The organism is Ottowia sp. (assembly GCF_016703145.1).
Lineage (GTDB): Bacteria > Pseudomonadota > Gammaproteobacteria > Burkholderiales > Burkholderiaceae_C > Ottowia.
In genome coordinates, this window is sequence record NZ_JADJCO010000005.1 from 1021422 (window position 1) to 1045471 (window position 24050).

Below are 24050 nucleotides of genomic sequence, written 5' to 3' on the forward strand. Positions count from 1 at the left end.
AGCGGCTTCTATAATCGGCATTTCCCACCGAGCGGAGGTCTTCGGCCTCCGTCCTGACATGACCAAATTCGTCTTCGTCACCGGCGGTGTGGTGTCTTCCCTGGGCAAGGGAATCGCCTCGGCCTCCCTGGCCGCGATCCTCGAATCGCGCGGCCTCAAAGTCACCCTGATCAAGCTCGACCCGTACATCAACGTGGACCCGGGCACCATGTCGCCCTTCCAGCACGGCGAGGTCTTCGTCACCGACGACGGCGCCGAGACCGACCTGGACCTGGGCCACTACGAACGCTTCATCACCACCCGGATGCGGCGCGCCAACAACTTCACCACCGGCCAAATTTACAAGAGCGTGCTCGAGAAGGAGAGCGCCGCGGCGACTACCTGGGCAAGACGGTGCAGGTGATCCCGCACGTCACCAACGAGATCCAGGAGTACATCAAGCGCGGCGCCGGCTTCGGCACCGCCGGCGCGGCGGACGTGGCCATCGTCGAGATCGGCGGCACGGTGGGCGACATCGAGTCGCTGCCCTTCCTGGAGGCCGTGCGCCAGCTCAGCCTCAAGCTGGGCCCCAACCACAGCGCCTTCGTGCACCTGACCTACCTGCCGTGGATCGCGGCCGCGGGCGAGCTCAAGACCAAACCGACGCAGCACACGGTGCAGAAGCTGCGCGAAATCGGCATCCAGCCCGACGCGCTGCTGTGCCGCGCCGACCGGCGCATCCCCGCCGAGGAGCGCGAGAAGATCAGCCTGTTCACCAACGTGGCCGAATGGGGCGTGATCAGCATGTGGGACGTGGACACCATCTACAAGGTGCCGCGCATGCTGCACGAGCAGGGCCTGGACGGCCTGATCTGCGACAAGCTGCGCCTGAACACCCCGCCGGCCAGCCTGCAGCGCTGGGACGCGCTGGTGCACGAGGTGGAGCACCCGCAGCGCGAGGTGACCATCGCCATGGTGGGCAAGTACGTCGACCTGTCGGACAGCTACAAGTCAGTCAACGAGGCGCTGCGCCACGCCGGCATGCAAAGCCATGCGCGCGTGGTCATCGACCACGTCGATTCCGAGACCATCACCCCCGCCACCGTGGCGCAACTGGCCCGCTACGACGCCATCCTGGTGCCCGGCGGCTTCGGCGAGCGCGGCGTGGAAGGCAAGATCGCCACCGCCCGCTTCGCGCGCGAGCACCGCGTACCCTACCTCGGCATCTGCCTGGGCATGCAGGTGGCCACCATCGAGTACGCCCGCCACGTCTGCGGACTGGAAGGCGCCAACAGCACCGAATTCGACGCCGGCTGCGCGCACCCCGTCATCGCCCTCATCACCGAGTGGAAGGACAAGGACGGCAGCATCCAGAAGCGCGACGCCGGCTCCGACCTGGGCGGCACCATGCGCCTGGGCGCGCAAAGCTCCGACGTGCTGCCCGGCACGCTGGCCCACCACATCTACGGCGACGTGGTGACCGAGCGCCACCGCCACCGCTACGAGGCCAACGTGAACTACCTCGGCCAGTTGCGCGACGCGGGCCTGGTCATCTCCGCGCTGACCCAGCGCGAGCACCTGACCGAGATCGTCGAGCTGCCCCAGAGCGTCCATCCGTGGTTCATCGGCGTGCAGTTCCACCCCGAGTTCAAGAGCAAGCCCTGGGACGGCCACCCGCTGTTCAACGCCTTCATCCGGGCGGCGCTGGAGCACCAGGCCGCCCGCGCGGGGCAGGATGGCGCCGGCAAGAACCTGAAGGTCGTGGCATGAGCGCAGCGCCGAGCCGCCTCAAGCCAGCGACGGCCCCCTCGGGGGGCAGCGAAGACACGAAGTGCGAAGCGTGGGGGCTGACATGAAACTGTGCGGCTTCGAGATCGGGCTGGATCGCCCCTTCTTCCTCATCGCCGGCCCCTGCGTGGTCGAGTCAGAGCAGTTGCAGATGGACGTGGCGGGCCAGCTCAAGGACATCACGGCATCCCTGGGCATCCCCTTCATCTTCAAGAGCAGCTACGACAAGGCCAACCGCTCCAGCGGCGCCAGCTTCCGCGGCCCCGGCATGGACAAGGGCCTGGAGATCCTGGCGGCCGTCAAGCGCGAACTGAACCTGCCCGTGCTAACCGACGTGCACACCGAGGCCGAGATTCCCGCCGTCGCGCAGGTGGTGGACGTACTGCAGACGCCCGCCTTCCTGTGCCGGCAGACCGACTTCATCCGCGCCGTGGCGCAGTCGGGCAAGCCGGTCAACATCAAGAAGGGCCAGTTCCTCGCGCCCGGCGACATGAAGAACGTGATCCAGAAGGCCCGCGACGCCGCGCGGGAAGCCGGCCTGCCCGAGGACAGCTTCATGGCCTGCGAGCGCGGCGCCAGCTTCGGCTACAACAACCTCGTCTCCGACATGCGCAGCCTGGCCATCATGCGCGAGACCGGCGCGCCCGTGGTGTTCGACGCCACGCACAGCGTCCAGTTGCCCGGCGGCCAGGGCACCAGCAGCGGCGGCCAGCGCGAGATGGTGCCGGTGCTGGCGCGCGCCGCGGTCGCCGTGGGCGTGGCCGGCCTGTTCATGGAAACGCACCCCGACCCGGCCAGGGCGTTGTCCGACGGCCCCAATGCCGTGCCGCTCAAGCACATGAAGGCGCTGCTCGAAACCCTGCTCGCGCTCGACCAGGTCGCCAAGCGCCAACCCTTCCTCGAAAACGATTTCTCAGCCTAAGGAACCCTTGCACCATGCCCAGCGGCTACATCATCGCCAACGTCAGCGTCACCAACCCCCAGCAGTACGAGGACTACAAGAAGTGGTCCACCGAGGCCTTCCGCGTGCACGGCGCCGAAATCTGCGTGCGCGGCGGCCAGGTGGAGGTGCTGGAGGGTGACTGGCGGCCCGAGCGCCTGGTGGTGGCCAGGTTCCCCAGCTTCGCGGCGGCCAAGGCCTTCTACGACTCGGCCGAGTACCTGCGCGCGCGCCAGGCCCGCGAAGGCGCGGCCATCATGCGCATGGTGGTGGTCGAGGGACTGTAGGCCGCCCAACCCCGACAACTATCAATTCAATAGCTTCTCGCGCAATATCGGCGCGGGCTAGAGCCTGATTTGACATGAAAACCGGATTATTGACTCCAAGGAAACTGCAATGAGTGCCATCGTAGACATCGTCGGCCGCGAAATCCTCGACAGCCGCGGCAACCCCACGGTCGAATGCGACGTGCTGCTGGAAAGCGGCGTGATGGGCCGCGCCGCCGTGCCCAGCGGCGCGTCCACCGGCTCGCGCGAGGCCATCGAACTGCGCGACGGCGACAAGAAGCGCTACCTGGGCAAGGGCGTGCTCAAGGCCGTGGAGCACATCAACACCGAGATCAGCGAGGCCGTGCTGGGCCTGGACGCCTCGGAGCAGGCCTTCCTGGACAAGACCCTGATCGACCTGGACGGCACCGACAACAAGGGCCGCCTGGGCGCCAACGCCATGTTGGCCGTGTCGATGGCGGTGGCGCGCGCGGCGGCCGAGGAATCGGGCCTGCCGCTGTACCGCTACTTCGGCGGCATGAACGGCTGCCAGTTGCCGGTGCCGATGATGAACGTCATCAACGGTGGCGCGCACGCCAACAACAACCTCGACCTGCAGGAGTTCATGATCATCCCCGTGGGCGCGCCCAGCTTCCGCGAGGCGCTGCGCCAGGGTGCCGAGGTGTTCCACGCGCTCAAGAAGATCATCCACGACAAGGGCATGAGCGTGGCCGTGGGCGACGAGGGCGGCTTCGCCCCCAACGTCGAGAACCACGAGGCAGCCATCCAGCTCATCCTGCAGGCCATTGCCGACGCCGGCTACACCGCTGGCCAGGACATCGTGCTGGGCCTGGACTGCGCCAGCAGCGAGTTCTACAAGGACGGCCAATATGTGCTGGAAGGCGAAGGCGGCCTGAAGCTGTCGGCCGCGCAGTGGACCGACATGCTGGCCACGTGGGTCGACAAGTACCCCATCATCAGCATCGAGGACGGCATGGCCGAGGGCGACTGGGACGGCTGGAAGCTGCTGACCGACAAGCTCGGCCAGAAAGTGCAGCTCGTCGGCGACGACCTGTTCGTCACCAACACCAAGATCCTGCAGGAAGGCATCGACAAGCACATCGCCAACTCGATCCTCATCAAGATCAACCAGATCGGCACCCTGACCGAGACCTTCGCCGCCATCGAGATGGCCAAGCGCGCGGGCTACACCGCCGTCATCAGCCACCGCTCGGGCGAGACCGAGGACTCAACCATCGCCGACATCGCCGTGGGCCTGAACGCCGGCCAGATCAAGACCGGGTCCTTGAGCCGGTCCGACCGCATGGCCAAGTACAACCAGTTGCTGCGCATCGAGGAAGACCTGGGCGAGATGGCGCAGTACCCCGGCCGCGCGGCGTTCTACAACCTGCGTTGAAGCCGCGTCGAAGTTCTATTAAACTCATAGCACCCCGGCCAACCCCAACAATCCATTTAGCATGATCCAGCGCGTCGTTCCCGCCGTCCTGATCGTGCTGCTGGTCGTGATCCACGCCCAGATGTGGGTCGGCCGCGGCAGCGTGCCCAGCGTGGCGGCGCTGCAGCGCAAGCTGGATCTGCAGAAAGCCGCCAACGCCCAGGCCAAGCTGGCCAACGATCAGCTCGCGTCCGAGGTGGACGACCTGAAGGCGGGCCTGGGCATCGTCGAGGAGAAGGCCCGCGTGGAGCTGGGCATGGTGCGGCCCAACGAGATCTTCGTGCAGGTCGCGCGCTGAACCGATGGCGCGCCGAGCCGCGCCGTCAATAGTCAGGCTGCCAGTCCACCGTGATGCGCTTGCCGTCCAGGTCCACCGCATCGACGTAGGCATCGACGAAGGGAATCAGGCGCTCGGCCGGCTGGCCGTCTTGCTGATAGCGCACCACCAGCACCTGCTGCGGGCCCGTGGCCATGAGGTCGGCCACCTCGCCCAGCGCCACGCCCTCGCGGTTGACCACCGCCAGGCCGATCAGATCGACCCAGTAGTACTCGCCCTCGGCCGGCGTCGGAAAGGACGAGCGGGGGATGAAGATGCGCGCGCCCCTCAGCCCCTCGGCGGCGCCGCGGTCGGCGATCTCGTGCGCGCTGGCAACGACGGCATCGGCGTGGTCGCGGGCCTGCTTGATCGACAGGCGCACCGTGCCAGCGAAGGAGGTCTTGGCGCCGCGCTCAGGTGGCTGCAGGAACCAGCGCTTGGAAGAAAAAAGCGCCTCGGGCGAGGCGCTGTAGGGCTGGATCTTGATCCAGCCCTGGATGCCCCAGGCGTCCAGCACGCGGCCGACCTCGACCGCGTCCGCCGGCAGCTCGGCCGGCTCCAGCCCAGGGACCATGGCGACGGCTTAGGCCGCCGCCGGCGCGGCCTGGGCGGCCTGCTTGATCAGCCGCTCGACGGTGGGCGACGGCTGGGCGCCGACGCCGCGCCAGTAGGTCAGGCGGTCCTGGGCGATGCGCAGGCCCTCCTCGCCGCCCTTGGCGCCGGGGTTGTAGAAGCCGATGCGCTCGATGAAGCGGCCATCGCGGCGCACGCGCTTGTCGGCGACGACGATGCTGTAGAAGGGGCGGGCCTTGGCGCCGCCGCGCGAGAGACGAATCACGACCATGTTGGTTTGAATCCTGTGGGTGGTGGGCCCGGGCGCCGCGCTCTGGCACTGCGCCCAGGTTTCCTTCGATGCTGAGACACGCGACATGGCCACCCGGCCAGCGACACATCGAAAAGCCTATGATTATAGCCCGATGAAAAACAAGACCTTCGCCACCTGGCTCACCTTCCTGGGCGGCCCGCTCGGGCTGCACCGCTTCTACCTGCGCGGCCTGGGCGACCTGGCGGGCTGGCTGCTGCCGATTCCCACGGCGCTCGGGCTCTACGGCATCGAGCGGGTGCAGCGCCTGGGCCAGGACGACCAGTGGAGCTGGCTGCTGATTCCACTGCTGGGCTTCACCATCGCCGGCTGCGCGCTGACGGCCATCGTCTACGGCCTGATGACGCCCGAGAAGTGGAACGCGCGCTTCAACCCCGGGGCCGCACCCGACGCGCCGCCGGGGCGCACCCACTGGTTCACCGTGGTCGGCATCGCGGCCTCGTTGCTGGTCGGCACCGCCGTGCTCATGGCCTCGCTCGCCTTCAGCTTCCAGCGCTACTTCGAGTACCAGATCGAGGAAGCGCGCAAGATCTCGCAATGAGCGCCATTTTTTGAATGAAATCGGCCTCCAGCCAGCGCCGGTACTTCGCCGAAAGCTATATTTGATGTAGCAATCAGAAAAGCTGAAGGCTCACCCAGTACGCCAGCGCGGCCACGAAGGCGCTGGCCGGGATGGTCAGGATCCACGCCCACACGATGTTGCCGGCCACGCCCCAACGCACGGCCGAGGCGCGCTGCGTGGAGCCCACGCCGACGATGGCGCCGGTGATGGTGTGCGTGGTTGAGACGGGAATGCCCAGCCCGGTGGCGATGAACAGCGTCAGCGCCCCGCCCGTCTCGGCGCAGAAGCCGCCCACGGGCTTGAGCTTGGTGATCTTCTGCCCCATCGTCTTGACGATGCGCCAGCCGCCGAACATGGTGCCCAGGCCGATGGCCAGGTAGCAGCTCACGATGGTCCAGATGGGCGGCGCCGCGTCGCCCGCGGCGGTGTAGCCGGTGGCGATCAGCAGCATCCAGATGATGCCGATGGTCTTCTGCGCGTCGTTGCCGCCGTGGCCCAGGCTGTAGGCGCCGGCCGACACCAGTTGCAGCCGGCGGAACCACCGGTCGACGCGGCTGGGCCGCGCGCGGCGGCAGATCCAGGCCACCAGCACCATCATCAGCGAGCCGAGCACGAAGCCCAGCACCGGCGAGATGAAGATGAAGGCCACGGTCTTGAGGATGCCCCCGGCAATCAGCACGCTGGCGCCCGACTTGGCCAGCACCGCGCCCACGATGCCGCCGATGAGCGCGTGCGACGAGCTGCTGGGAATGCCGTAGTACCAGGTGATCAGGTTCCAGGTGATGGCGCCGATGAGCGCGCCGAACACCACGTGCACGTCCACCACGCCAGGCTCGACGATGCCCTTGCCCACCGTGGCCGCCACGCTGAGATGGAACACGAAGATGGCGACGACGTTGAAGAACGTGGCGAACAGCACCGCCTGCGCCGGCCGCAGCACGCCGGTGGAGACAACGGTGGCGATCGAGTTGGCGGCGTCGTGAAACCCGTTCATGAAGTCGAACGCCAGCGCCAGCGCGACCAGCAGCACGACGACCCACAGGGCGGCTTGAGCGATTTCCATGCTTGAGACGGCCCCGCTGGGTCAGGAATTTTCCAGGACGATGCCTTCGATCTGGTTGGCCACGTCCTCGCACTTGTCGGTGATGGTCTCCAGCAGCTCATAGATGGCCTTGAGCTTGATCAGCTCGCGCACATCGGGCTCGAAGCGAAACAGCTTGCTCATGGCGCTGCGCATCACGCGGTCGGCGTCGGATTCGAGCTGGTCGATCTCCTCGCAGGTCTTCAGCGCCGCCTCGGCCACCGGCTGCTCGGCGATGCGCCCCAGCAGCTTCACCGCGGCCTGCACGCGCTGGCAGCACTTCACCGACAGCTCGGTCAGGCGCACCATCTCGTCGGTCATGTGGTGGATGTCGTACAGGGCCATGGTCTCGGCCGAGTCCTGCAGCAGGTCGGCCACGTCGTCCATCAGGTTGATCAGGCCGTGGATCTGCTCGCGATCGATGGGCGTGATGAAGGTGGTGTGGATCAGCCGGTTGACCTCGTGCGTCACGCGATCGGCGGCGCGCTCGGCGTTGTCCACCTCCTGGTTGTACTTCTCGCGCAGCAGCGGGTCGCCGTAATGGGTCACCAGCTTCTGAAAGGCCTGCGCGGCCTCGACGATGCGGTCGGCGTGCTGGTTGAACAGTTCAAAAAAATTACCCTCCTTGGGCAACAGCTTGCTGAACAGCATGTAAGAGGGCTCCGATCTTCTTGAAGGCCGGCGCCATATCAAGAATCGATGGCGCCGCGATGACAGTGGTGGTCGAGTTTAACCACCCGCAACGCCGCCCCCGGCGCGGCGGCGTTGCATTTCATTGCAGTTTTCTACAGCAGCTCGATGGCCTGCCCCGCCACGCCGGCCTGGGCCTCGGCGGGCACGCGCGCGGGCGCGATCTCGGCCAGCGGCCGCAGCACGAAGGCGCGGCCCCACATGCGCGGGTGCGGCACGGTGAGGCGGGGGCTGTCGATGCGCGCCGCGCCGTACAGCAGCAGGTCCAGGTCCAGCGTGCGCGGCGCGTGGCGGTACGGGCGCTGGCGGCCGGCGGCGCGCTCCAGGCCCTGCAGCGCCCGCAGCAGATCGGGCGCCGTCAGCACGGTGGACAGCTCGGCCACCGCGTTGATGAAGTCCGGCCCCGCCGCCTCCACCGGCGCGCTGCGGTACAGGCGCGAGGTGGCGGTCACGCGTGTGCCGGGCAGCCGCGCCAGGTCGGCCAGCGCCTGCCGAGCGGCGGCCTCGGCGTCGCCCAGGTTGGCGCCCAGGGCGACGTAGGCGGTGACGGGCGCGCGCGCCTCGGGCACGGCCTATTCGCCGTCCGGCCGAGGGGGAGGCGCGGAGCCCCCCGATGCGGGCTTGCGGCGCCGGCGGCGGCGCTTCCTGGCCGGTGCGTCCGCGCCTTCGGCGGCGCCCTCCTCGGCCTCGAATGCTTCTGTTTCAATAGCGTCCTGCGCAGGTGCATCGGGGGCTGGCGACTCCTTGGGCAAGCGATGCACGCGCGGCGGCTTCTTGGCGCGCTGCTGCTCGGTGCGCGGTTGCTGCACCAGGTCCTCGCGCGCCGAATCGTCGGCCAGGCTGAATTCCTGCCACCAGTCGGCGAGACCCTCGTCCACCTCGCCGACGTCGGCGCGCAGGCGCAGGAAGTCGAAGCCGGCGCGAAAGCGCGGCTGTCCGGCCAGGCTGAAGGGCGAGGTGCCGGCGCGCTTCTCGAAGCGCGGCTGCATCATCCAGATCTCGCGCATGTCGGCGCCCAGCTTGCCGCGGCCGGAGACGTCGCCCACGCGGGCGTCGAAGACCTCGTCGATGGCGCCCTGCAGCGCGGGAAACGGGTGCTCCTTGCGCGCCAGGCGCTGCTGCCAGCCGACCAGCACGTCCTGCCACAGCACGCAGGCCAGCAGGAACGACGGGGCCACCGGCTTGCCCTCGCCCACGCGGCGGTCGGTGTCGGCCAGCGCGGCCTTCACGAAAGGCTGCTCGGCGCGCTCGACCACCACGTCCAGCAGCGGGTAGATGCCGCGCGCCAGGCCCAGCTTCTTCAACTGCTCGACGCTGGCCAGCGCGTGGCCGGTCTGCAGCAGCTTGAGCATCTCGTCGAACAGGCGGCTCTGCGGCACCTCGGCCAGCAGGGCCTTGGCCTCGACCAGCGGCTTGGCGGTCTTGGGCTCCAGCTTGAAGCCCAGCCCCGCCAGCTTGGCGCCGAAGCGCACGGCGCGGATGATGCGCACCGGGTCCTCGCGGTAGCGCTGCGCCGGGTCGCCGATCATGCGCAGCAGCTTCTTCCGCGCGTCGGCCATGCCGTTGTGGTAGTCGACCAGGATGCGCGTCTCCGGGTCGTAGTACATGGCGTTGACGGTGAAGTCGCGCCGCGCGGCGTCCTCGTCCTGCGGGCCCCAGACGTTGTCGCGCAGCACGCGGCCGCTGGCGTCCACGGCATGCTTCATGCCGGCCAGCTCGCTCTTGGCTGTCCGCTCGTTGCCGGCCACGGCCTCGGCCGCTTCGTTGTCGAGGTGGGCGCGGAAGGTGGAGACCTCGATCACCTCGTGCTCGCGCCCGCGCCCGTACACCACGTGCACGATGCGAAAGCGCCGCCCGATGATGAAGGCGCGCCGGAAGAGCTGCTTGACCTGCTCGGGCGTGGCGCTGGTGGCCACGTCGAAGTCCTTGGGCTTGAGGCCCAGCAGCAGGTCGCGCACCGCGCCACCGACGACGTAGGCCTCGTGGCCCGCCTCCTTGAGCGTGCGCACCACGTTGGCGGCGCGCTCGTCCACCAGCGCGGGGTTGATGCCGTGGTCCTGCGGGCCGTGCTCGACGCGCTTGCCGAAGCGCCCACGCGCGCCGCCGCCCTTGGCCTTGCCGATGAGCTTGTCGATGAACGTCTTGATCATGCGTGGTCTTCTTTGAAAAGGTCGAGGATGCGCCAGCCGCGCGCCTGCGCCAGCGCGCGCAGCCGCTCGTCGGGGTTGGTGGCGACGGGGTGGCGGGCCTGCTCCAGCAGCGGCAGGTCGTTCATCGAGTCGGAATAGAAGGTGATCTCGGCGTCGCCCAGGGCCAGCCCGCGCGCGCCCAGCCACTCGGCCACGCGCGTGACCTTGCCTTCGCGGAACGAGGGCGTGCCGCTGATCTCGCCGGTGATCCAGCCGCCGGGGCCGCGCGCCAGCTGCACGGCGATCAACTCGTCGACGCCGAAGCTGTGCGCGATGGGCCGCGTGACGAATTCGTTGGTGGCGGTGACGATGACCACCGCGTCGCCGGCCTGCTGGTGCCCGCGCACCAGCGCCCGCGCCCGCGGCGTGATGGCCGGGCCGATCACCTCGCGCATGAAGCGCGCCTGCGCCTCGGCCGCCGCGCCAGGGCGCGGCGGCGCGCGGCGTCGGTGGTGAAGCGCACGTACTCGTGCAGGTCCAGCGTGCCGGCCTGGTACTGGGCGTAGAAGGCGTCGTTGCGGCGCTTGAACTCGCCGCCGTCGGTCCAGCCCAGGCGCGTGGTGAACTCGCCCCAGGCGTGGTCGGAGTCCAGGGGGATCAGGGTGTGGTCCAGGTCGAACAGGGCCAGTTTCATCGTCAAATTGGCCTCCGGCCAGCGTGGTTGTTGAGCCAACAGCTATTCATTTTGCAGCATCGACTTGATCAGGGGAATGGTGATGGGGCGCTGCGCCTGCAGGGCGTAGCGGTCCAGGTGCTCCAGCCATTGCATCAGGCTGCCGAGGTCGCGCGAGAAGCGCTTGAGCACGAAGTCCATCACCTCGTCGGACAGGAACACCCCGCGCGCGTCGGCCGCGCGGCGCAGCACGGCGCGCACGTCGGGCTCGGGCAGCGGGTGCAGCTCGAACACGTGGCCCCAGCCCAGGCGCGTGCGCAGGTCCTCGCGCAGCGCCAGGTCGGCCGGCGGCAGGGCGCCGGCGGCCAGCACGGCGCGCGGGCGGCCGTCGGCGGGCGCGACGGCGTGCACGAACCAGGTGAACGCGGTGTGCTGCTGCTCGGCGCCGTACAGGTGCACGTCGTCCATCAGCACGGCGTCCCAGGCTTCGCTGAAGGCGGCGTGCGGCGGCGTGGCCGCGTCCAGCCAGCCGATGGTGCCGCCGCCCGCCGCCAGCATCTGGCGCGCCGCGCGCAGCAGGTGCGTCTTGCCCGCGCCGGACGCGCCCCACAAGTAGATCGGCACGGGCGAGCGCGTGCGGCCTTCGGCCCACAGGCGCAGGTGTTGCGCCGCCAGCGCGTTGGGTCCGGCCGCGAAGCCTTCGAGCGAGGGCTCCGGCGCCAGGCCGATGTCCAGGGCGATCTGCTTCATCGGGCGAACGCGGCGACGGCGGGAAGAATGCGGGACAAGGGGGGCATACAGCCTGGAAGAGGCGCGCGGCGCCATCGGGTGCGCCACGGGGCAGCGCCTAGAATCGGGGCCTGAATTTTAAGCGCCCGCCGCCAACCACCCCTGATATGAGTGCCGCCCCCCCGAACACCCCCCTCCGCTACAAGGACGCCGGCGTCGACATCGACGCCGGCGACGCCTTGGTCGAACGCATCAAGCCCCTGGCGAGGAAGACGCTGCGCGAAGGCGTGATGGCCGGCATCGGCGGCTTCGGCGCGCTGTTCGAGGTGCCCAGGCGCTACCGGGAGCCGGTGCTGGTCAGCGGCACCGACGGCGTGGGCACCAAGCTGAAGCTGGCCTTCGAATGGGACATGCACGACACCGTGGGCATCGACCTGGTGGCCATGAGTGTCAACGACGTGCTGGTGCAGGGCGCCGAGCCGCTGTTCTTCCTCGACTACTTCGCCTGCGGCCGGCTCGACGTGGACACGGCCGCCGCCGTGGTCGGCGGCATCGCCCGCGGCTGCGAGCTGTCGGGCTGCGCGCTGATCGGCGGCGAGACGGCCGAGATGCCCGGCATGTACCCCGACGGCGAATACGACCTGGCGGGCTTTTGCGTCGGCGCGGTCGAGAAGTCGAAGATCCTCACTGGCCACGACGTGGCCGAGGGCGACGTGGTGCTGGGCCTGGGCTCCAGCGGCGTGCACAGCAACGGCTTCTCGCTGGTGCGCAAGTGCATCGAGCGCGCGGGCGCCAACCTGCCCGCCACGCTGGACGACCAGCCGTTCCGCCAGGCCGTCATGGCGCCCACGCGCCTGTACGTCAAGAACGTGCTGGCGGCGCTGGCCGCTCATCCCATCAAGGCCCTGGCCCACATCACCGGCGGCGGCCTGCTGGAGAACATCCCACGCGTGCTGCCCGAGGCCCTGGCCGCGCGCCTGGACCAGGGCAGCTGGCCGCGAAGCGAGCTGTTCGCCTGGCTGCAGCGCACCGCCGGCATCGACGACCACGAGATGAACCGCACCTTCAACAACGGCATCGGCATGGTGGTGGTGATCGCCGCCGAACACGCCGCCGCCTGCGCCGCCACGCTGCGCGCGGCGGGCGAGCAGGTGTTCGAGATCGGCCGCATCGTCCCGCGCGCCGGCGGCCCGGCCGTGGTCATATGAACCACCCCCAGGATCCACGCGCTTCGCCTTGTTCCTCCTCCCCCCTCGAGGGGGCGACGCCAACGGCCGGGCAGAGCCCGTCCGCGGCGTCTGCCGGCGTGGCCTGCTCCGCGGCCGTCGGCTTCGTTGGGCTCATGCGCCGCTGGCCCAACGCCAGCACCGTGGGCCGCTGACGTGCCCTCCCTGCCCGACCCGCGACAGCGCCGCGCCACCCTCGCCAGCCAGGTGCTGATGGCGGCGGCGCTGCTGCTGATCATGTGGCAGGGGCTGCTGCCGGGGCTGCTGTGCGTGTGCCTGGGCTTCGTGGCCACGCGCTGGCTCAGCCCGCACCTGGGGCGGCTCATGCGCATGCGGGACGGCGCGGCGCCCCAGCTGGCGGCCACCCTGGTCGCGCTGCTGCCGCTGGTGCTGGCGGCGCTGGCCCTGCCGCGCACGCGCGGGTTGATCATCGACGCGCCGGGGCAGTACCGCGAGCTGCTGGCCTTCATGGCCAGCACCGTGCTGGAGCTGCGCGACAAGCTGCCGCCCGACATCGCCAGCCAGTTGCCCGAGGGCGCGGCCGACATCCAGCGCGCCATCGCCAACTACCTGGCCAGCAAGGCCGGCACGCTGGCCACCACGGGGCGCGCGTGGCTGGGCGGGCTGCTGTTCGCCTTCGTCGGCCTGCTGGTGGGCGTGCTGGCCGCCGCCCGGCCGCCGGTGCGGCACCTCAAGCCGCTGGCCGCGCAACTGCACGAGCGCGTGCGCCACTTCGGCGAGACCTTCCGCCAGATCGTGGTGGCGCAGTTCTGGATCGCGCTGTTCAACACCAGCCTGACCGCCATCTTCCTGCTGGTGCTACTGCCGCTGTGGGACAGCCGCCTGCCCTACACCATGGCGCTGATCCTGCTGACCTTCGTGGCCGGGCTGGTGCCCATCGTCGGCAACCTGATCTGCAACGGCGTGCTGACGCTGGTGGGCCTGTCCGTCTCGCCGGGGGTGGCGCTGGCCTGCCTGGTCTTCCTGGTGGGCATCCACAAGGCCGAATACTTCATCAACGCCAAGGTCATCGGCCACCGCACGCACATGGGCGTGTGGGAGCTGCTGTCGGTGATGTTCGTGATGGAAGCCGTCTTCGGCCCCGCCGGCCTGGTGGCCGCGCCACTGTTCTACGCCTACCTGAAGCAGGAGCTGCAAGCCGGCGGCTGGGTGTGACGGCCGCGCGGCGGATGCTACATTTTTAATAGCTGTCAGCGCAATGTACACGCTGGCTTGAGGCATATTTCATTCAAAATCTCCAGCCATGTTCGCCCCCACCCCGCCGCCGCCCTATTACGCCGTCATCTTCAGCTCGACCCGCACCGAGGGCGACGACGGCTACGAGGCCATGGCCGAGCGCATGCTGAGCCTGGCGGCGCGGCAGCCCGGCTACCTGGGCGCCGAGAGCGTGCGCAACGCCGCGGGCGAGGGCATCACCGTCTCCTACTGGCGCGACGAGGCGTCCATCGCCGCCTGGAAGCAGCAGGCCGAACACCTGCAGGCCCAGCACCTGGGCCGCACGCGCTGGTACGCCGGCTACCAGCTGCGCATCGCCCGCGTCGAGCGCGCCCACGGCGGCCCGCCCTGACGTTCAGCGCCCCGGCAGCTCGAACACCAGGCAGGTGGTGGTGGCGTGGGCGTACAGCGTGCCGTCGGGGCCGACCAGGCGGGCCTCGGCGGTGGCCAGCTGGCGCCCGCCGTGGATCACCCGCCCCTCGGCGCGCACGCGGGGCACCTTGGGCGTGAGGGCGCGGACCATGTTCACGCCCAGCTCGGCCGTGGTGTAGCCCCGGCCCGGCGGCATCATCGTGTGGACCGCGCAGCCCAGGGCCGAATCCAGCAGCGTGGCGAACCAACCGCCGTGCACGGTGCCCATCGGGTTCAGGTGGCGCTGCAGCGGCGCGCCCTGGAACACGGCGAGGCCCGGACCGACCTCGACCAGGGCGAAGTCCAGCGTGCGGGCGATCTCGGCGTGCGGGATCTCGCCGGCCAGCATGGCCTGCATCACCTCCAGCCCGGTCTTGCCGGCGATCTGGTCGGGGCGGGCCACGCCGGGCCCGGGGCCGGCGTCCAGCCGGGCCTGCACCTCGGCTTCTTCCCGCAGCCAGCGCTCCAGTAGGTTCATGGTGGTCATTCGCGATCCTTTCTTGTACCTGCAATAGTTGCAGATGCAATCATAAATCACGAACGCCGCCGGGCGAGCCGGTGCCCATGACGAAGTCGCCCGCCGTGGCCCGGCCGATGCCCTGCGTCAGGCTGATCAGGTCGGCGCGGCCGCGCCGACAGTCCTGGCCCAGCTGCCGGCGCCATCGGCCATGCCTGAGTCTCGCCTTGCCCAATTCCGGTAGCGAGCGCCATCGGTGTAATTACCTATAAAGAACTACACCCAAAGTTCAAAAAAGAATACCAAAGAGATAACATCTACATGCTGAATAGCACTTTGTCAGTAGTTGATCACATTCTCAAACAAACAATGTAAGGAGTGAGCATGGATATGCTTGTAAGGAATCGGGCGTTTCGGCGACTGGTCGCCGGAATCGCGGCGGCCACCGCGTTGGGCATGGCAGGTACCGCATTCGCCGCCACGGCAGGCGCCGGCAGGGCCTATGGGTTGAACGTGACGGCGAGCCTTCCGATCGTCGGCCTGACCGTACCGCTGGGAGACACGGGTGAGCAAGCCGCGCTGCCCAATTTCGACGTGACGTCCCCCACGGTCCAGGCGAACGTGGCCGTGGGAACCGTGCTCACACTCACCACCGGAGACATCGTCGGCCACACCGAAAGCCACCTGAACCTGAATCAGGTGACCTCCACTGCCTCGGTGGCGGGGCTGCAGGCCAACATAGGCGCCATCGCTCCTCTGCCTGCCGTGTTGGCCCTGAGCGCCGGCGTCATCAGTTCCGAAGCGCGCGCCATCTGCGTCGGCGGCGCGGTCCAGCGCAGCGGCACGACGGAAATCGCCAACATCACGGCCACCGTGTTCGGAAACGCCATCCCCGTGGCCGCCGGAACCTACACGGCCGCGCAAGATCTGATAAATGTGGGTCTTCTGGGCGCCACCGTCAGGCTCACGGTGAACGACATGACCACAACGGGCAACCGCTTGGCCGTCAGCGGCCTCCATCTCGTGGTGAGCGTGCCGTTCCTGAATATCAACATCGACGTCGCGCTGGCCCGCTCCGAAGTCGACATGCCCAACTGCGCGGCCGCGCCAGGCTCGGTCACCATAACCGTCGACGAGCCGTCCGTGACCTTCGACAACCAGAATTCGGTGCCCGTCAGCGGCACGTGCACGTACGGCGCGAGCAACGTGACGATCACCGTGACCGACGTGGAGCCTCCAGTCACCGCGGACGTGAGCACGACGGTGGCCTGCGATTCGAATGGAAACTACGCCACCAACATGAACGTGTCCAGTCAGAACGATGGAGACGTGACGTTCACGGCCGTTCAGGATACCGAATCGGACGATGAAACGGTGAACAAGAACACCGCCGTGCCCAGCGTGACGATCACTTCCGCGCCCGACCCGATCAATGCCGCACCGCCGTACCCCAACTACACGGTCAGCGGCAGCTGCACCACGGGCGCGGGCAACGTGTCGGTGGTCATCGGCAGCCTGCCAGCGGTGTCCGTCCCCTGCACGGACGGCGGCTGGACGCATACGGCGGACGTGTCCGGCGTCGCGGAGGGCACCGTGACGATCACCGCCACGCAGACCAACGTGAACGGCGAGGACTCCGACACCCGCGATGTCCTGAAAGACACCATTCCGCCCATCGTGACGGTGGAGGCCGACCCGATCAACGCCGGCAACCAGGACACCTACACCTTCGGCGGCACCTGCGAGATCGGCGGCAGCGACGTGACGGTGACCATCGGCACCGGCCCCAACGCCATCGTCCTGACCGTGCCCTGCGACGACACAGGCCACTGGACGGCCGGCCCGGTGGACGTGAGCGAGTTGCCGCGCGGCGAAGTGCCGATCACGGCGACGCAGACCGATCCGGCCAGCAACCCCGGCTCCGGCAGTGCCGCTCCGGTGAAATCCACCGCCGGCGCTGGCCAGCGCGGCATCGCGCCCGTCCCCGTGGGCGGCGTCTGGGCCGGCCTGCTGCTGCTGGCCACGGGCCTGGGCTTCCTGCGCCGCCGCCGGTCGGGCGATGCCTGATTGACCTGTGCCCGGACAGCGCCAGTCAGGCTGCTGTCCCAGGGCTCACCCGCCAAAAGGGCGCCACGATCGTGGCGCCCTTTTTCGTTACCGACCAGAGATTCGGCCCAAAACAATGCCCGATAGCTATCTTAAAGATAGCATACATCTCAATAAACACGCTAGATTCAGGCCCAAAAGACTTAAAAGGTACAGCCGCTACGATCCACCATCGCAACTGATACAATAGCGATCAGTTCCGAGACCCACTCCCAGCAGTGGGTTTTCTTTTTCCTCTCACTATCCACCTCGTCAACTGTTTCAACGTCACGCCACAGACGGTGGTTTTCAGTGGTGTTTCGGACATGAAGGTGATTACCCCGCAGTCATGGACGGACACCCGCCCCATCGACGTGAAGCGTGAAGAGTCCGTGCCTGCTGTGACCCCTAAGCCTCGCCCTGAGCCTACCTTGGAGCAATACCGCGCTGCCCTGGCTGCCCGATGAGCCAGCAACAACATGCCCTGATGGGGCTGTCCCTGGCCCTGATCGTGGTGCTGTACGTCCTGGATGTGACCCGCAAGGGCAACCCTGAGGACACCGCACCGCGCTGGTGGAAGTACCTCACCGGCTTCTACGTGTTCCTGTACTGCCTGGGGGCGGTCGGGTTCCTCTACCTGAGCCTCACCCCCAACAAGTGACCAATCACTGACCCTTCACTGAGGGGTCAGGAGTGGGTCTCTCGATCCAGTTTCGCAACAACCATAGGAGTTTTCCAGATGAACACCACCATCCACACCGAAACCAACGAGCGCCACATCATGCGTAACCTGCTGGCCCTCAAGCCTGGGCAGTTCGTGGGTGTGACCTTCCGCAAGATCAACGGCGACGTTCGCCGCATGTCCTGCCGAGTGAAGGACACCGACCAGACCAAAAAGTACCTGACCGTGTACCACATGAACTCCCGGGGGTATCGTAGGGTAAACCTGGATTGCATCATGTCGGTGCGTATGGCAGGCATCGAGTTCAAGGTTCAGTAAACGGCGTGTAAAGTAATAAACCTGTCACATCGGATGCCCCCTAAGTGGGGGCTACAATGCCCGACACACTGACAAGTGTTCCACAGGTGAATCGCTGGATGGTGACCCCATCCCCCGTAGGAAAAGAAAGGACTGGTTTTGCTTTTACGCTTTGGAAGCCTTGACATTTACATAGGCATAGAGAGGGTTTTCCCTCCAACCACTATCGCAACACTCAAAGACGGGGATACAATCTCCGTGTGGATTTACCGATTTCAAATCGTGGTTTCGCCACGTAAAAAATAAACCAACCTGGAGAGAGATGTGACCACCAAGGCCCTTTACAAGCTGTACCGCGCAGTCGAGGAAGCACGGAAGATCGACCCGGAGATGCAGGCGCATACCTTCAACATCTTCCTGACCGTGTGCATCAACCCCAACGTGACCATGAAAGACCTGGGCGAACGCTTAGGTCTGTCTCAGGCCACCATGTCACGCAACATAGCCGCACTCGGGAAGGTTCACAGACTGAACCGCCCTGGCTATGACCTGTGTGTCGCTGAGGAAGACCCGGTAGAGCGCCGCCGCAAGGTGGTCAATCTCACCCCCAAAGGGAAGCGAGTGCGCGATGCGCTCGTGGAAATCATGGAACAACCAAGCTGATGGTGCGCCGAGCGGGGATCGAACCCGCAAGCCCGTGAGGGCGAGGGATTTTAAGTCCCTGGTGTTTACCAGTTTCACCATCGGCGCTGAACCAAGGAGGCACCATGCCTGTAGCGCCAAGAGGCAGCGGCTATCTCGCCACTGTCCACTTCAAGACCGAAAGACTCCGTCGTCAGTTTAACACCAAGGCCGAGGCCGAAGGCTGGGAACTGGACAGCAAGTCCCGCCTCATGCGGGGCGAACTCCCGATCATGGGGGAGGGGGACGAGGGGGCACCAGCCAACCTGGAAACCCTGCTCGACCAGTGCTACAAGAGGCACTGGGCTGGCTCCAAAGGGGAGCGCACCTCCCTGATCAACGCCAACCGAGTGATCAAAGACCTGGGCAACATCAGCCCCAGCAAGGTCACCACGCAGGCCCTGGACGCCCTCATTGCACAGTGGCAAAGGGAGGGCACCAGCAACGCCACCATCAACCGCAGACTGGCTGCCCTGTCCAAGATGCTGACCTTCGCACTGGGGCGTGGCTACATCACAGCCAAGCCCAAGTTCGACAGACTCAGGGAGAAGGAGGGCCGCATCCGTTTCTTCTCCCAGGAGGAAGAGAAGAACATGCTGGCGTGGTTCGACTACTGCGACAACCAGGACATGAAAGACCTCGTGATCCTGGGCCTGGACACCGGCTTCCGCAAGAGTGAACTGCTCAACATCGAAGGCCGGGACAGGAGTGGCAACATGCTGACCACCTGGAAGACCAAGAACGGGAAGCCCCGGTCTGTACCGCTGACCAAGCGGGCACAGGAGGTACTGTCCAGGCGCATCGAGACCCACAAGGAGGGGCTGCTGTTCCCGGGCATGACCCACGACAGTGTGCGCCACCATTGGGACTCCATGCGTGAGCAGTTGGGGTTCGCTGATGATGACCAGTATGTGTTCCACGTCCTGCGTCACACCTTCGTGTCTCGACTGGTGCAGCGGGGGGTTCCCCTCAAGGTCTGCTCTGAACTGGCTGGTCACCTGACCATCATCACCACCATGAGGTACGCCAAGCTGGCACCTCACAACCTCACCGACGCCATCAACCTACTGGAGCCTGATCATGCTTGAGAACATCATCGCAGCCTTCTGGGGACTTCTCGCCCTGTTCGTGGTCGGCACCTACCTGGGTGACCAGCCGCTGGGCTGGGACCTCATGGCCTTGATCGGATACGCAGCCTGCGTTGTGAAACAGAAGACTGGGGACGAGGCAGCCGCCCGTAAAATCACGCATTAGATATTCGTCCACACCAAACGCCACACGCCACACCACGTGGCGTTTGACTCCCACAACCCCCTAACAGTTGCTCTCATGGATACCAAAAGTCCTTATGAATCAAGCACTTATAGGAAAGACCCCACGCCGCAGCGGACTTGAAATCCCCGGCATCCGCCGCCTGGAGCCCGACGCGCGGATCCGCCGGGGAAGAAGCACACCGCTCGCATCGAGCGCCTCGCGCCCTTGCGCCTGGTGGGGCGTGTAGTAGGCGTTCACGGCCAGCTCGTCCAGCGCACGCCAGCGGTAGACCTCGGCATCGACGAACAGGATGTCGGTGGGCATCGGGATGCGGGACGCCTGCAGCGCGAACAGGGCGCCCAGCGCGAAGTCCTTGCGCTCGCGGCATTGGCGGGCCAGCGCGCACAGCGGCTCGGCGCGCTGCGGGCGGGCGGCGTAGGCGGCCAGGTAGGCCGCGCGCACGGCCTCGGGCGCCGCGCCGGTGCGCTCCAGCAGGGCGGCGGCCTGGAACTGGGCGAACCAGCGCTCCTCCTCCCAGCCGCCCAGTGCGGCGCGGCGCTGGTACTGCGCCAGGCTGGCGGCATGCTGGCCGGCGTCGCGGTAGCTCTGCGCCAGGTAGTAGACGTAGCGTGTGTTGTCGGGTTCATCGCGCAGGGCCTGCTCCAGCACGGCGATGTCCTTGAGGTAGGTGCCGGGGTCGCGGGCGCGGGCGCCGTCGTGCGACACCTCGATGACGGGGCCCGGCAGTTGCTGCCAGGGCTGGGCGCCGTCGGCGCTCAGGTATTCGTGCAGCACGCCGACCCAGCGCCAGTCGCGGCGGGTGGCGACGAGCGCGTTGCGCTGGTACTCGGTGCCGGCCATGCGGCAGGTCAGAAAGTAGCCGTCGGCCGTGAGCGCGGGCCAGGAGAAACCGGCGGGAACGGCCAGTTGCTCGTCGGCGTCGATGAACAGCAGGTGGTCGGCCCGCGCGCGGGCCAGTTGCAGCGCTTCGTTGCGGTTGTGGGCGAAGTTGCGCCAGGGCCGCTCGTGCAGCTCGCCCGCGACGCCGGCCATGGCGCGCCGCACCAGCGCCTGGGTGCCGTCGGTGGAGCCGGTGTCCACGATGACCCAGTGGTCCACCCAGGGCTTGACGCTGGCGAGGCACCGCTCGATCACGGGGGCCTCGTTCCTCACGATCATGTTGAGGCAGATTCTGGGGCGGGACGCAGCAGGCATGGGCATCGGAAAGGGGTAGAAAAGAAGCGGTATTTTGCTATGCCGGGCATAGCTGGTGGCGCAGTATCCACGGGGGCTGGAGGCCGAAAAGACTTCAAAACGCGGAACCCGCCCCCCTCAAGCCAGCCGCCCGCCCAGATCGGCCAGCCGCTCCGCCATGGCCTGCCGGTCGTCGGCGTCGAGGGCCTCGCGCAGGTACAGCGACAGGTCGAGCCGGGCGCGCCGCCGCTCGCCCAGCTCGGCCAGGGCCAGGCCGCGGTCGCGGTACTCGGGCCAGGCGCTGGGCAGCAGGGTGACCAGTCGGTCCTGCACGGCGACGAAGCGCGGCCAGTCCTGCTGGCTGCGGTGGATGTCCTGCAGGTTGCGCAGCATGCGCGCGAGGATCTGGCGCGGCTCGGCGGCGCCAAGGTACAGCGCCAGCGGCACGTCGCGGGCCGGATGGAAGGGCTGCCGGGGCGACAGCTCGTCGATCCGCTCGCGCAACTCGTCCTGGCTGAGCGACTGGCCGGTGAAGGGGTCGATGACCACCCTGCCCTCGCCCAGCCGCACCTGCACCAGGAAGTGGCCCGGAAAGCCCACGCCCTCGGCGCGCAGGTTGAGGCCGCGCGCCAGCTCCAGCCACAGCACGGCCAGCGAGATCGGGATGCCCCGGCGCGTGCGCAGCACGACGTGGAGATGGCTGTTGTCGGGGTTGTAGTAGTCGTTGACGTTGCCGCCGAAGCCCAGGTCTCCGAAGAAGAACTGCCCCAGCGCGCGCAGGCGGTCCAGCGCCGGGGCCTCGGGCGCGGCGCGGCGGCGCAGGCGCGCGGCCAGGTGGTCCATGTCGCCCAGCACCTGCTGCACGTCCAGCTCGGGGTATTCGTCCTGCGCCAGGCTGGCGGCGGCCTCGAGCAGGGGCAGCTGCTCGTCGCTCCGCACCAGCACGGCGAAGTACTGCAGCGGGGTGGGGGTGGACAGGTCGAGCGTCATGCGTCCAGTTGTAGGCCGGGGACGCGGGAGCGTCAACCCCGGCGATGCATCAGCGCCGCAGCAGTTGCCCTGGCCGCAGGCCGGCGGCGGCCAGCGCGCCGAAGTAGACCGCCGCCGCGCCCGCCAGCACCAGCATCAGCAGGCCGGCGCGCGGCCAGGCGGCGATGGCGATCCAGTCGAAGCGGCGGGCGGCCCACAGCAGAAAGCCGCTCATCAGCAGCGTGGCGCCGGCCACCTGGGCGCCCAGCACCACCCAGCCGCCCCGCGGCCGGTAGCTGCCGCGCCGGATCAGCCCCACCAGCAGCCACAGCGCGTTGATGAGCGCGCCCAGCGCGATGGACAGCGTGAGCGCCGCGTGCTGCAGCAGCGGCACCAGCAACAGGTTGAAGCATTGCGTGATGACCAGCACCACGACGGCGATCCGCACCGGCGTGCGCACGTCCAGGCTGGCGTAGTAGCCCGGCGCCAGCACCTTCACCGCCACCAGCCCCAGCAGGCCGACGCCGTAGCCCGACAGCGCCAGCGCCACGCGCTGCACGTCGCCGGCGTCGAAGCGGCCGTGGTGGAACAGCGTGGCGATCAGCGGCGTGCCGAACACCAGCAGCGCCGCCGCGCAGGGCACGGCCAGCACCACCACCAGGCGCAGGCCCCAGTCCAGCAGCTGCGAGTAGCGCGCCTCGTCGCCGCCGGCGCGCGCGGCGGCCAGTTGCGGGGTCAGCACCACGCCCAGGGCCACGCCCAGCAGCGCGGTCGGAAACTCCATCAGCCGGTCGGCGTACCACACCCAGGTGACGCTGCCGGCCGCCAGGTGCGAGGCGATCTGCGTGTTGATCAGCAGCGACAACTGCGCCACGCCCACGCCCAGCAGCGCCGGCAGCATCAGCGTCAGCACCTGCCGCACGCCGGCGTCGCGCCAGGCCGCGCGCACGCGGCCCAGGCCCAGGCCGATGCGCGGCAGCAGTCCGCGGCGCCTGAGCGCCGGCACCTGCACGCCCAGTTGCAGCAGGCCGCCCAGCATCACGCCGGCCGCCATGGCGTAGATCGGCTCGATGCCCAGCCGGGCGAACCAGGGCGCGCCCAGCCAGGCGGCGGCGATCATGGCCAGGTTCAGCAGCACCGGCGTGGCCGCCGGCACGGCGAAGTGCCGCCACGTGTTCAGGATGCCGGCCGACAGCGCCACCAGCGACATGCAGGCGATGTAGGGGAACATCCAGCGCGTCATCAGCACGCCGGCGTCGAAGCTGCGCTCGTCCAGCCCGCTGGCCAGCGCCCACACCAGCAGCGGCGCGGCGAGCACGCCCACCACGCAGGTCAGCAGCAGCGCCCAGGCCAGCGCGGTGGCCACGGCGTCGATCAGCACCTTGGTCGCGGCCTCGCCGTCGCGCGCCCGGCTGGCCGCCAGCACCGGCACGAAGGCCTGGCTGAACGCGCCCTCGGCGAACAGCCGCCGCAGCAGGTTGGGGATGCGGAAGGCGACGTTGAAGGCATCCGTCAGCCCGCTCACGCCGAAGGCCGAGGCCATGAGCAGGTCGCGCGCCAGCCCGGTCACGCGCGAGGCCAGGGTGAGCAGGGAAACGGTGGAGGCGGCTTTGAAAAGACTCACGAGTGGTTCCCGAAGGGGCCTGAAGTGTAGTCCGGCACGCCCCTGGTAGAATGCGCGGTTCTGCCGACATCATCCGCAAACCCCTAAAGGAACACTTCGATGGCTGCTGGAAAGCCCAAGAAAAAGAACCCGCGCCTGGCGTCGGGCCGCAAGCGCGTCCGCCAGGACGTCAAACTCAACGCCGCGAACACCTCGCTGCGCTCCAAATACCGCACCGCCGTGAAAAACGTCGAGAAGGCCGTGCTGGCCGGCGACCAGGACAAGGCCAAGAGCGCCTTCGCCCTCATGCAGTCGGTGGTGGACACGGTGGCCGACAAGGGCATCTTCCACAAGAACAAGGCCGCGCGCGACAAGAGCCGCCTGTCGGCCAAGGTCAAGGGCCTGGTCCAGGCCGCGGCCTGACCCCCACGACACACCCGCCCGGAAGGGTCGCCCCGACCCT

The 24050-nt window shown here is 68.0% G+C and carries 27 protein-coding genes, 1 tRNA gene and 2 pseudogenes; 16 read left to right on the plus strand and 14 right to left on the minus strand.

Features of this window, described 5'->3' with window-relative positions:
- Positions 1 to 58: 58 nt before the first annotated feature.
- From IPG65_RS17800 to IPG65_RS17820, 5 genes and pseudogenes are all read left to right on the plus strand, one after another.
- Positions 59 to 1749, plus strand: a pseudogene (locus IPG65_RS17800) (CTP synthase).
- Between the two features lie 82 nt (positions 1750 to 1831).
- Positions 1832 to 2689 carry a 3-deoxy-8-phosphooctulonate synthase gene (kdsA, locus tag IPG65_RS17805; RefSeq protein ID WP_293192399.1) on the plus strand — a complete coding sequence of 286 codons (858 nt, stop codon included), beginning with the start codon at positions 1832 to 1834 and terminating at the stop codon, positions 2687 to 2689.
- Between the two features lie 14 nt (positions 2690 to 2703).
- Complete coding sequence (locus IPG65_RS17810; RefSeq protein WP_293192401.1) at positions 2704 to 2994, plus strand: DUF1330 domain-containing protein; 291 nt, start codon at positions 2704 to 2706, stop codon at positions 2992 to 2994.
- A 109-nt stretch (positions 2995 to 3103) separates the two neighbouring features.
- Entirely contained in the window at positions 3104 to 4390 is a 1287-nt protein-coding gene (gene eno, locus IPG65_RS17815; protein WP_293192403.1) for a phosphopyruvate hydratase, read from the plus strand.
- A 61-nt stretch (positions 4391 to 4451) separates the two neighbouring features.
- On the plus strand, positions 4452 to 4727 hold the full coding sequence (locus IPG65_RS17820) for a septum formation initiator family protein (protein ID WP_293192405.1): 276 nt from the start codon (positions 4452 to 4454) through the stop codon (positions 4725 to 4727).
- Between the two features lie 25 nt (positions 4728 to 4752).
- On the opposite strand, the gene rimM is transcribed toward IPG65_RS17820, so the two are convergent.
- Both rimM and rpsP read right to left on the minus strand, forming a co-directional pair.
- Positions 4753 to 5319: a ribosome maturation factor RimM gene (rimM, locus tag IPG65_RS17825; RefSeq protein ID WP_293192407.1), complete on the minus strand. Its 567-nt coding sequence runs from the start codon at positions 5317 to 5319 to the stop codon at positions 4753 to 4755.
- Positions 5320 to 5328: 9 nt separating this feature from the next.
- Positions 5329 to 5589 (minus strand): 30S ribosomal protein S16, encoded by a 261-nt coding sequence (rpsP, locus tag IPG65_RS17830; RefSeq protein ID WP_293192409.1) that lies wholly within the window; start codon positions 5587 to 5589, stop codon positions 5329 to 5331.
- 133 nt (positions 5590 to 5722) lie between these two features.
- Here rpsP and IPG65_RS17835 point away from each other — a divergent pair, with 133 nt between their 5' ends.
- A complete protein-coding gene (locus IPG65_RS17835; protein ID WP_293192410.1) occupies positions 5723 to 6169 on the plus strand; it encodes a hypothetical protein in 447 nt (148 codons plus the stop codon).
- 73 nt (positions 6170 to 6242) lie between these two features.
- On the opposite strand, the gene IPG65_RS17840 is transcribed toward IPG65_RS17835, so the two are convergent.
- The 6 genes and pseudogenes from IPG65_RS17840 to hda form a co-directional block, all read right to left on the minus strand.
- The gene (locus IPG65_RS17840) at positions 6243 to 7253 is read right to left on the minus strand and encodes an inorganic phosphate transporter (RefSeq protein WP_293192413.1); all 1011 of its coding nucleotides are present in this window, start codon (positions 7251 to 7253) and stop codon (positions 6243 to 6245) included.
- Between the two features lie 21 nt (positions 7254 to 7274).
- Positions 7275 to 7922 (minus strand): DUF47 domain-containing protein, encoded by a 648-nt coding sequence (locus IPG65_RS17845; protein ID WP_293192415.1) that lies wholly within the window; start codon positions 7920 to 7922, stop codon positions 7275 to 7277.
- A 134-nt stretch (positions 7923 to 8056) separates the two neighbouring features.
- Positions 8057 to 8530, minus strand: coding sequence for a 2-amino-4-hydroxy-6-hydroxymethyldihydropteridine diphosphokinase (gene folK, locus IPG65_RS17850; protein WP_293192417.1), 474 nt, complete (start codon positions 8528 to 8530; stop codon positions 8057 to 8059).
- Positions 8531 to 8533: 3 nt separating this feature from the next.
- Positions 8534 to 10111, minus strand: a complete 1578-nt coding sequence (gene pcnB / locus IPG65_RS17855; protein ID WP_293192419.1) for a polynucleotide adenylyltransferase PcnB — start codon at positions 10109 to 10111, stop codon at positions 8534 to 8536.
- Positions 10108 to 10784: pseudogene (locus IPG65_RS17860) on the minus strand (HAD family hydrolase). The gene pcnB and the pseudogene IPG65_RS17860 overlap by 4 nt, the downstream one beginning before the upstream one ends.
- A gap of 42 nt (positions 10785 to 10826) precedes the next feature.
- A complete protein-coding gene (gene hda, locus IPG65_RS17865; protein WP_293192421.1) occupies positions 10827 to 11513 on the minus strand; it encodes a DnaA regulatory inactivator Hda in 687 nt (228 codons plus the stop codon).
- Positions 11514 to 11659: 146 nt separating this feature from the next.
- On the opposite strand from hda, the gene purM reads away from it, so the two are divergent.
- From purM to IPG65_RS17880, 3 genes are all read left to right on the plus strand, one after another.
- Positions 11660 to 12700 (plus strand): phosphoribosylformylglycinamidine cyclo-ligase, encoded by a 1041-nt coding sequence (gene purM / locus IPG65_RS17870; RefSeq protein WP_293192423.1) that lies wholly within the window; start codon positions 11660 to 11662, stop codon positions 12698 to 12700.
- A 231-nt stretch (positions 12701 to 12931) separates the two neighbouring features.
- A complete protein-coding gene (locus tag IPG65_RS17875) occupies positions 12932 to 13894 on the plus strand; it encodes an AI-2E family transporter (RefSeq protein ID WP_293193060.1) in 963 nt (320 codons plus the stop codon).
- A gap of 88 nt (positions 13895 to 13982) precedes the next feature.
- Positions 13983 to 14306: an antibiotic biosynthesis monooxygenase gene (locus IPG65_RS17880; RefSeq protein WP_293192426.1), complete on the plus strand. Its 324-nt coding sequence runs from the start codon at positions 13983 to 13985 to the stop codon at positions 14304 to 14306.
- A gap of 3 nt (positions 14307 to 14309) precedes the next feature.
- Here IPG65_RS17880 and IPG65_RS17885 read toward each other — a convergent pair whose 3' ends face one another.
- Positions 14310 to 14852: a PaaI family thioesterase gene (locus tag IPG65_RS17885; RefSeq protein ID WP_293192428.1), complete on the minus strand. Its 543-nt coding sequence runs from the start codon at positions 14850 to 14852 to the stop codon at positions 14310 to 14312.
- 40 nt (positions 14853 to 14892) lie between these two features.
- Positions 14893 to 15057: a hypothetical protein gene (locus IPG65_RS17890; protein WP_293192430.1), complete on the minus strand. Its 165-nt coding sequence runs from the start codon at positions 15055 to 15057 to the stop codon at positions 14893 to 14895.
- Positions 15058 to 15206: 149 nt separating this feature from the next.
- Here IPG65_RS17890 and IPG65_RS17895 point away from each other — a divergent pair, with 149 nt between their 5' ends.
- The 4 genes from IPG65_RS17895 (at position 15207) to IPG65_RS17910 (ending at position 18549) form a co-directional block, all read left to right on the plus strand.
- Entirely contained in the window at positions 15207 to 16889 is a 1683-nt protein-coding gene (locus IPG65_RS17895; RefSeq protein WP_293192432.1) for a hypothetical protein, read from the plus strand.
- Positions 16890 to 17370: 481 nt separating this feature from the next.
- On the plus strand, positions 17371 to 17568 hold the full coding sequence (locus tag IPG65_RS17900; protein WP_293192434.1) for a hypothetical protein: 198 nt from the start codon (positions 17371 to 17373) through the stop codon (positions 17566 to 17568).
- A gap of 78 nt (positions 17569 to 17646) precedes the next feature.
- Positions 17647 to 17907: a hypothetical protein gene (locus tag IPG65_RS17905; RefSeq protein WP_293192436.1), complete on the plus strand. Its 261-nt coding sequence runs from the start codon at positions 17647 to 17649 to the stop codon at positions 17905 to 17907.
- A 303-nt stretch (positions 17908 to 18210) separates the two neighbouring features.
- Positions 18211 to 18549, plus strand: coding sequence for a MarR family winged helix-turn-helix transcriptional regulator (locus IPG65_RS17910; protein ID WP_293192437.1), 339 nt, complete (start codon positions 18211 to 18213; stop codon positions 18547 to 18549).
- On the opposite strand, the gene IPG65_RS17915 is transcribed toward IPG65_RS17910, so the two are convergent.
- A tRNA-Leu gene (locus tag IPG65_RS17915) sits at positions 18550 to 18636 on the minus strand.
- A 17-nt stretch (positions 18637 to 18653) separates the two neighbouring features.
- Between IPG65_RS17915 and IPG65_RS17920 the strand changes: the two genes are divergently transcribed.
- Both IPG65_RS17920 and IPG65_RS17925 read left to right on the plus strand, forming a co-directional pair.
- Positions 18654 to 19655, plus strand: a complete 1002-nt coding sequence (locus tag IPG65_RS17920) for a site-specific integrase (protein ID WP_293192439.1) — start codon at positions 18654 to 18656, stop codon at positions 19653 to 19655.
- Entirely contained in the window at positions 19648 to 19821 is a 174-nt protein-coding gene (locus tag IPG65_RS17925; protein WP_293192441.1) for a hypothetical protein, read from the plus strand. The genes IPG65_RS17920 and IPG65_RS17925 overlap by 8 nt, the downstream gene beginning before the upstream one ends.
- A 99-nt stretch (positions 19822 to 19920) precedes the next feature.
- Here IPG65_RS17925 and IPG65_RS17930 read toward each other — a convergent pair whose 3' ends face one another.
- The 3 genes from IPG65_RS17930 to murJ all read right to left on the minus strand — a co-directional run bounded on the left by IPG65_RS17930 (position 19921) and on the right by murJ (position 23608).
- A complete protein-coding gene (locus tag IPG65_RS17930) occupies positions 19921 to 21000 on the minus strand; it encodes a glycosyltransferase (RefSeq protein WP_293193688.1) in 1080 nt (359 codons plus the stop codon).
- 153 nt (positions 21001 to 21153) lie between these two features.
- The gene (locus tag IPG65_RS17935; RefSeq protein WP_293192445.1) at positions 21154 to 22005 is read right to left on the minus strand and encodes a tetratricopeptide repeat protein; all 852 of its coding nucleotides are present in this window, start codon (positions 22003 to 22005) and stop codon (positions 21154 to 21156) included.
- 49 nt (positions 22006 to 22054) lie between these two features.
- Entirely contained in the window at positions 22055 to 23608 is a 1554-nt protein-coding gene (gene murJ, locus IPG65_RS17940) for a murein biosynthesis integral membrane protein MurJ (RefSeq protein WP_293192447.1), read from the minus strand.
- Between the two features lie 99 nt (positions 23609 to 23707).
- Between murJ and rpsT the strand changes: the two genes are divergently transcribed.
- Positions 23708 to 24010, plus strand: a complete 303-nt coding sequence (gene rpsT / locus IPG65_RS17945; protein WP_293192449.1) for a 30S ribosomal protein S20 — start codon at positions 23708 to 23710, stop codon at positions 24008 to 24010.
- Positions 24011 to 24050: the final 40 nt, after the last annotated feature.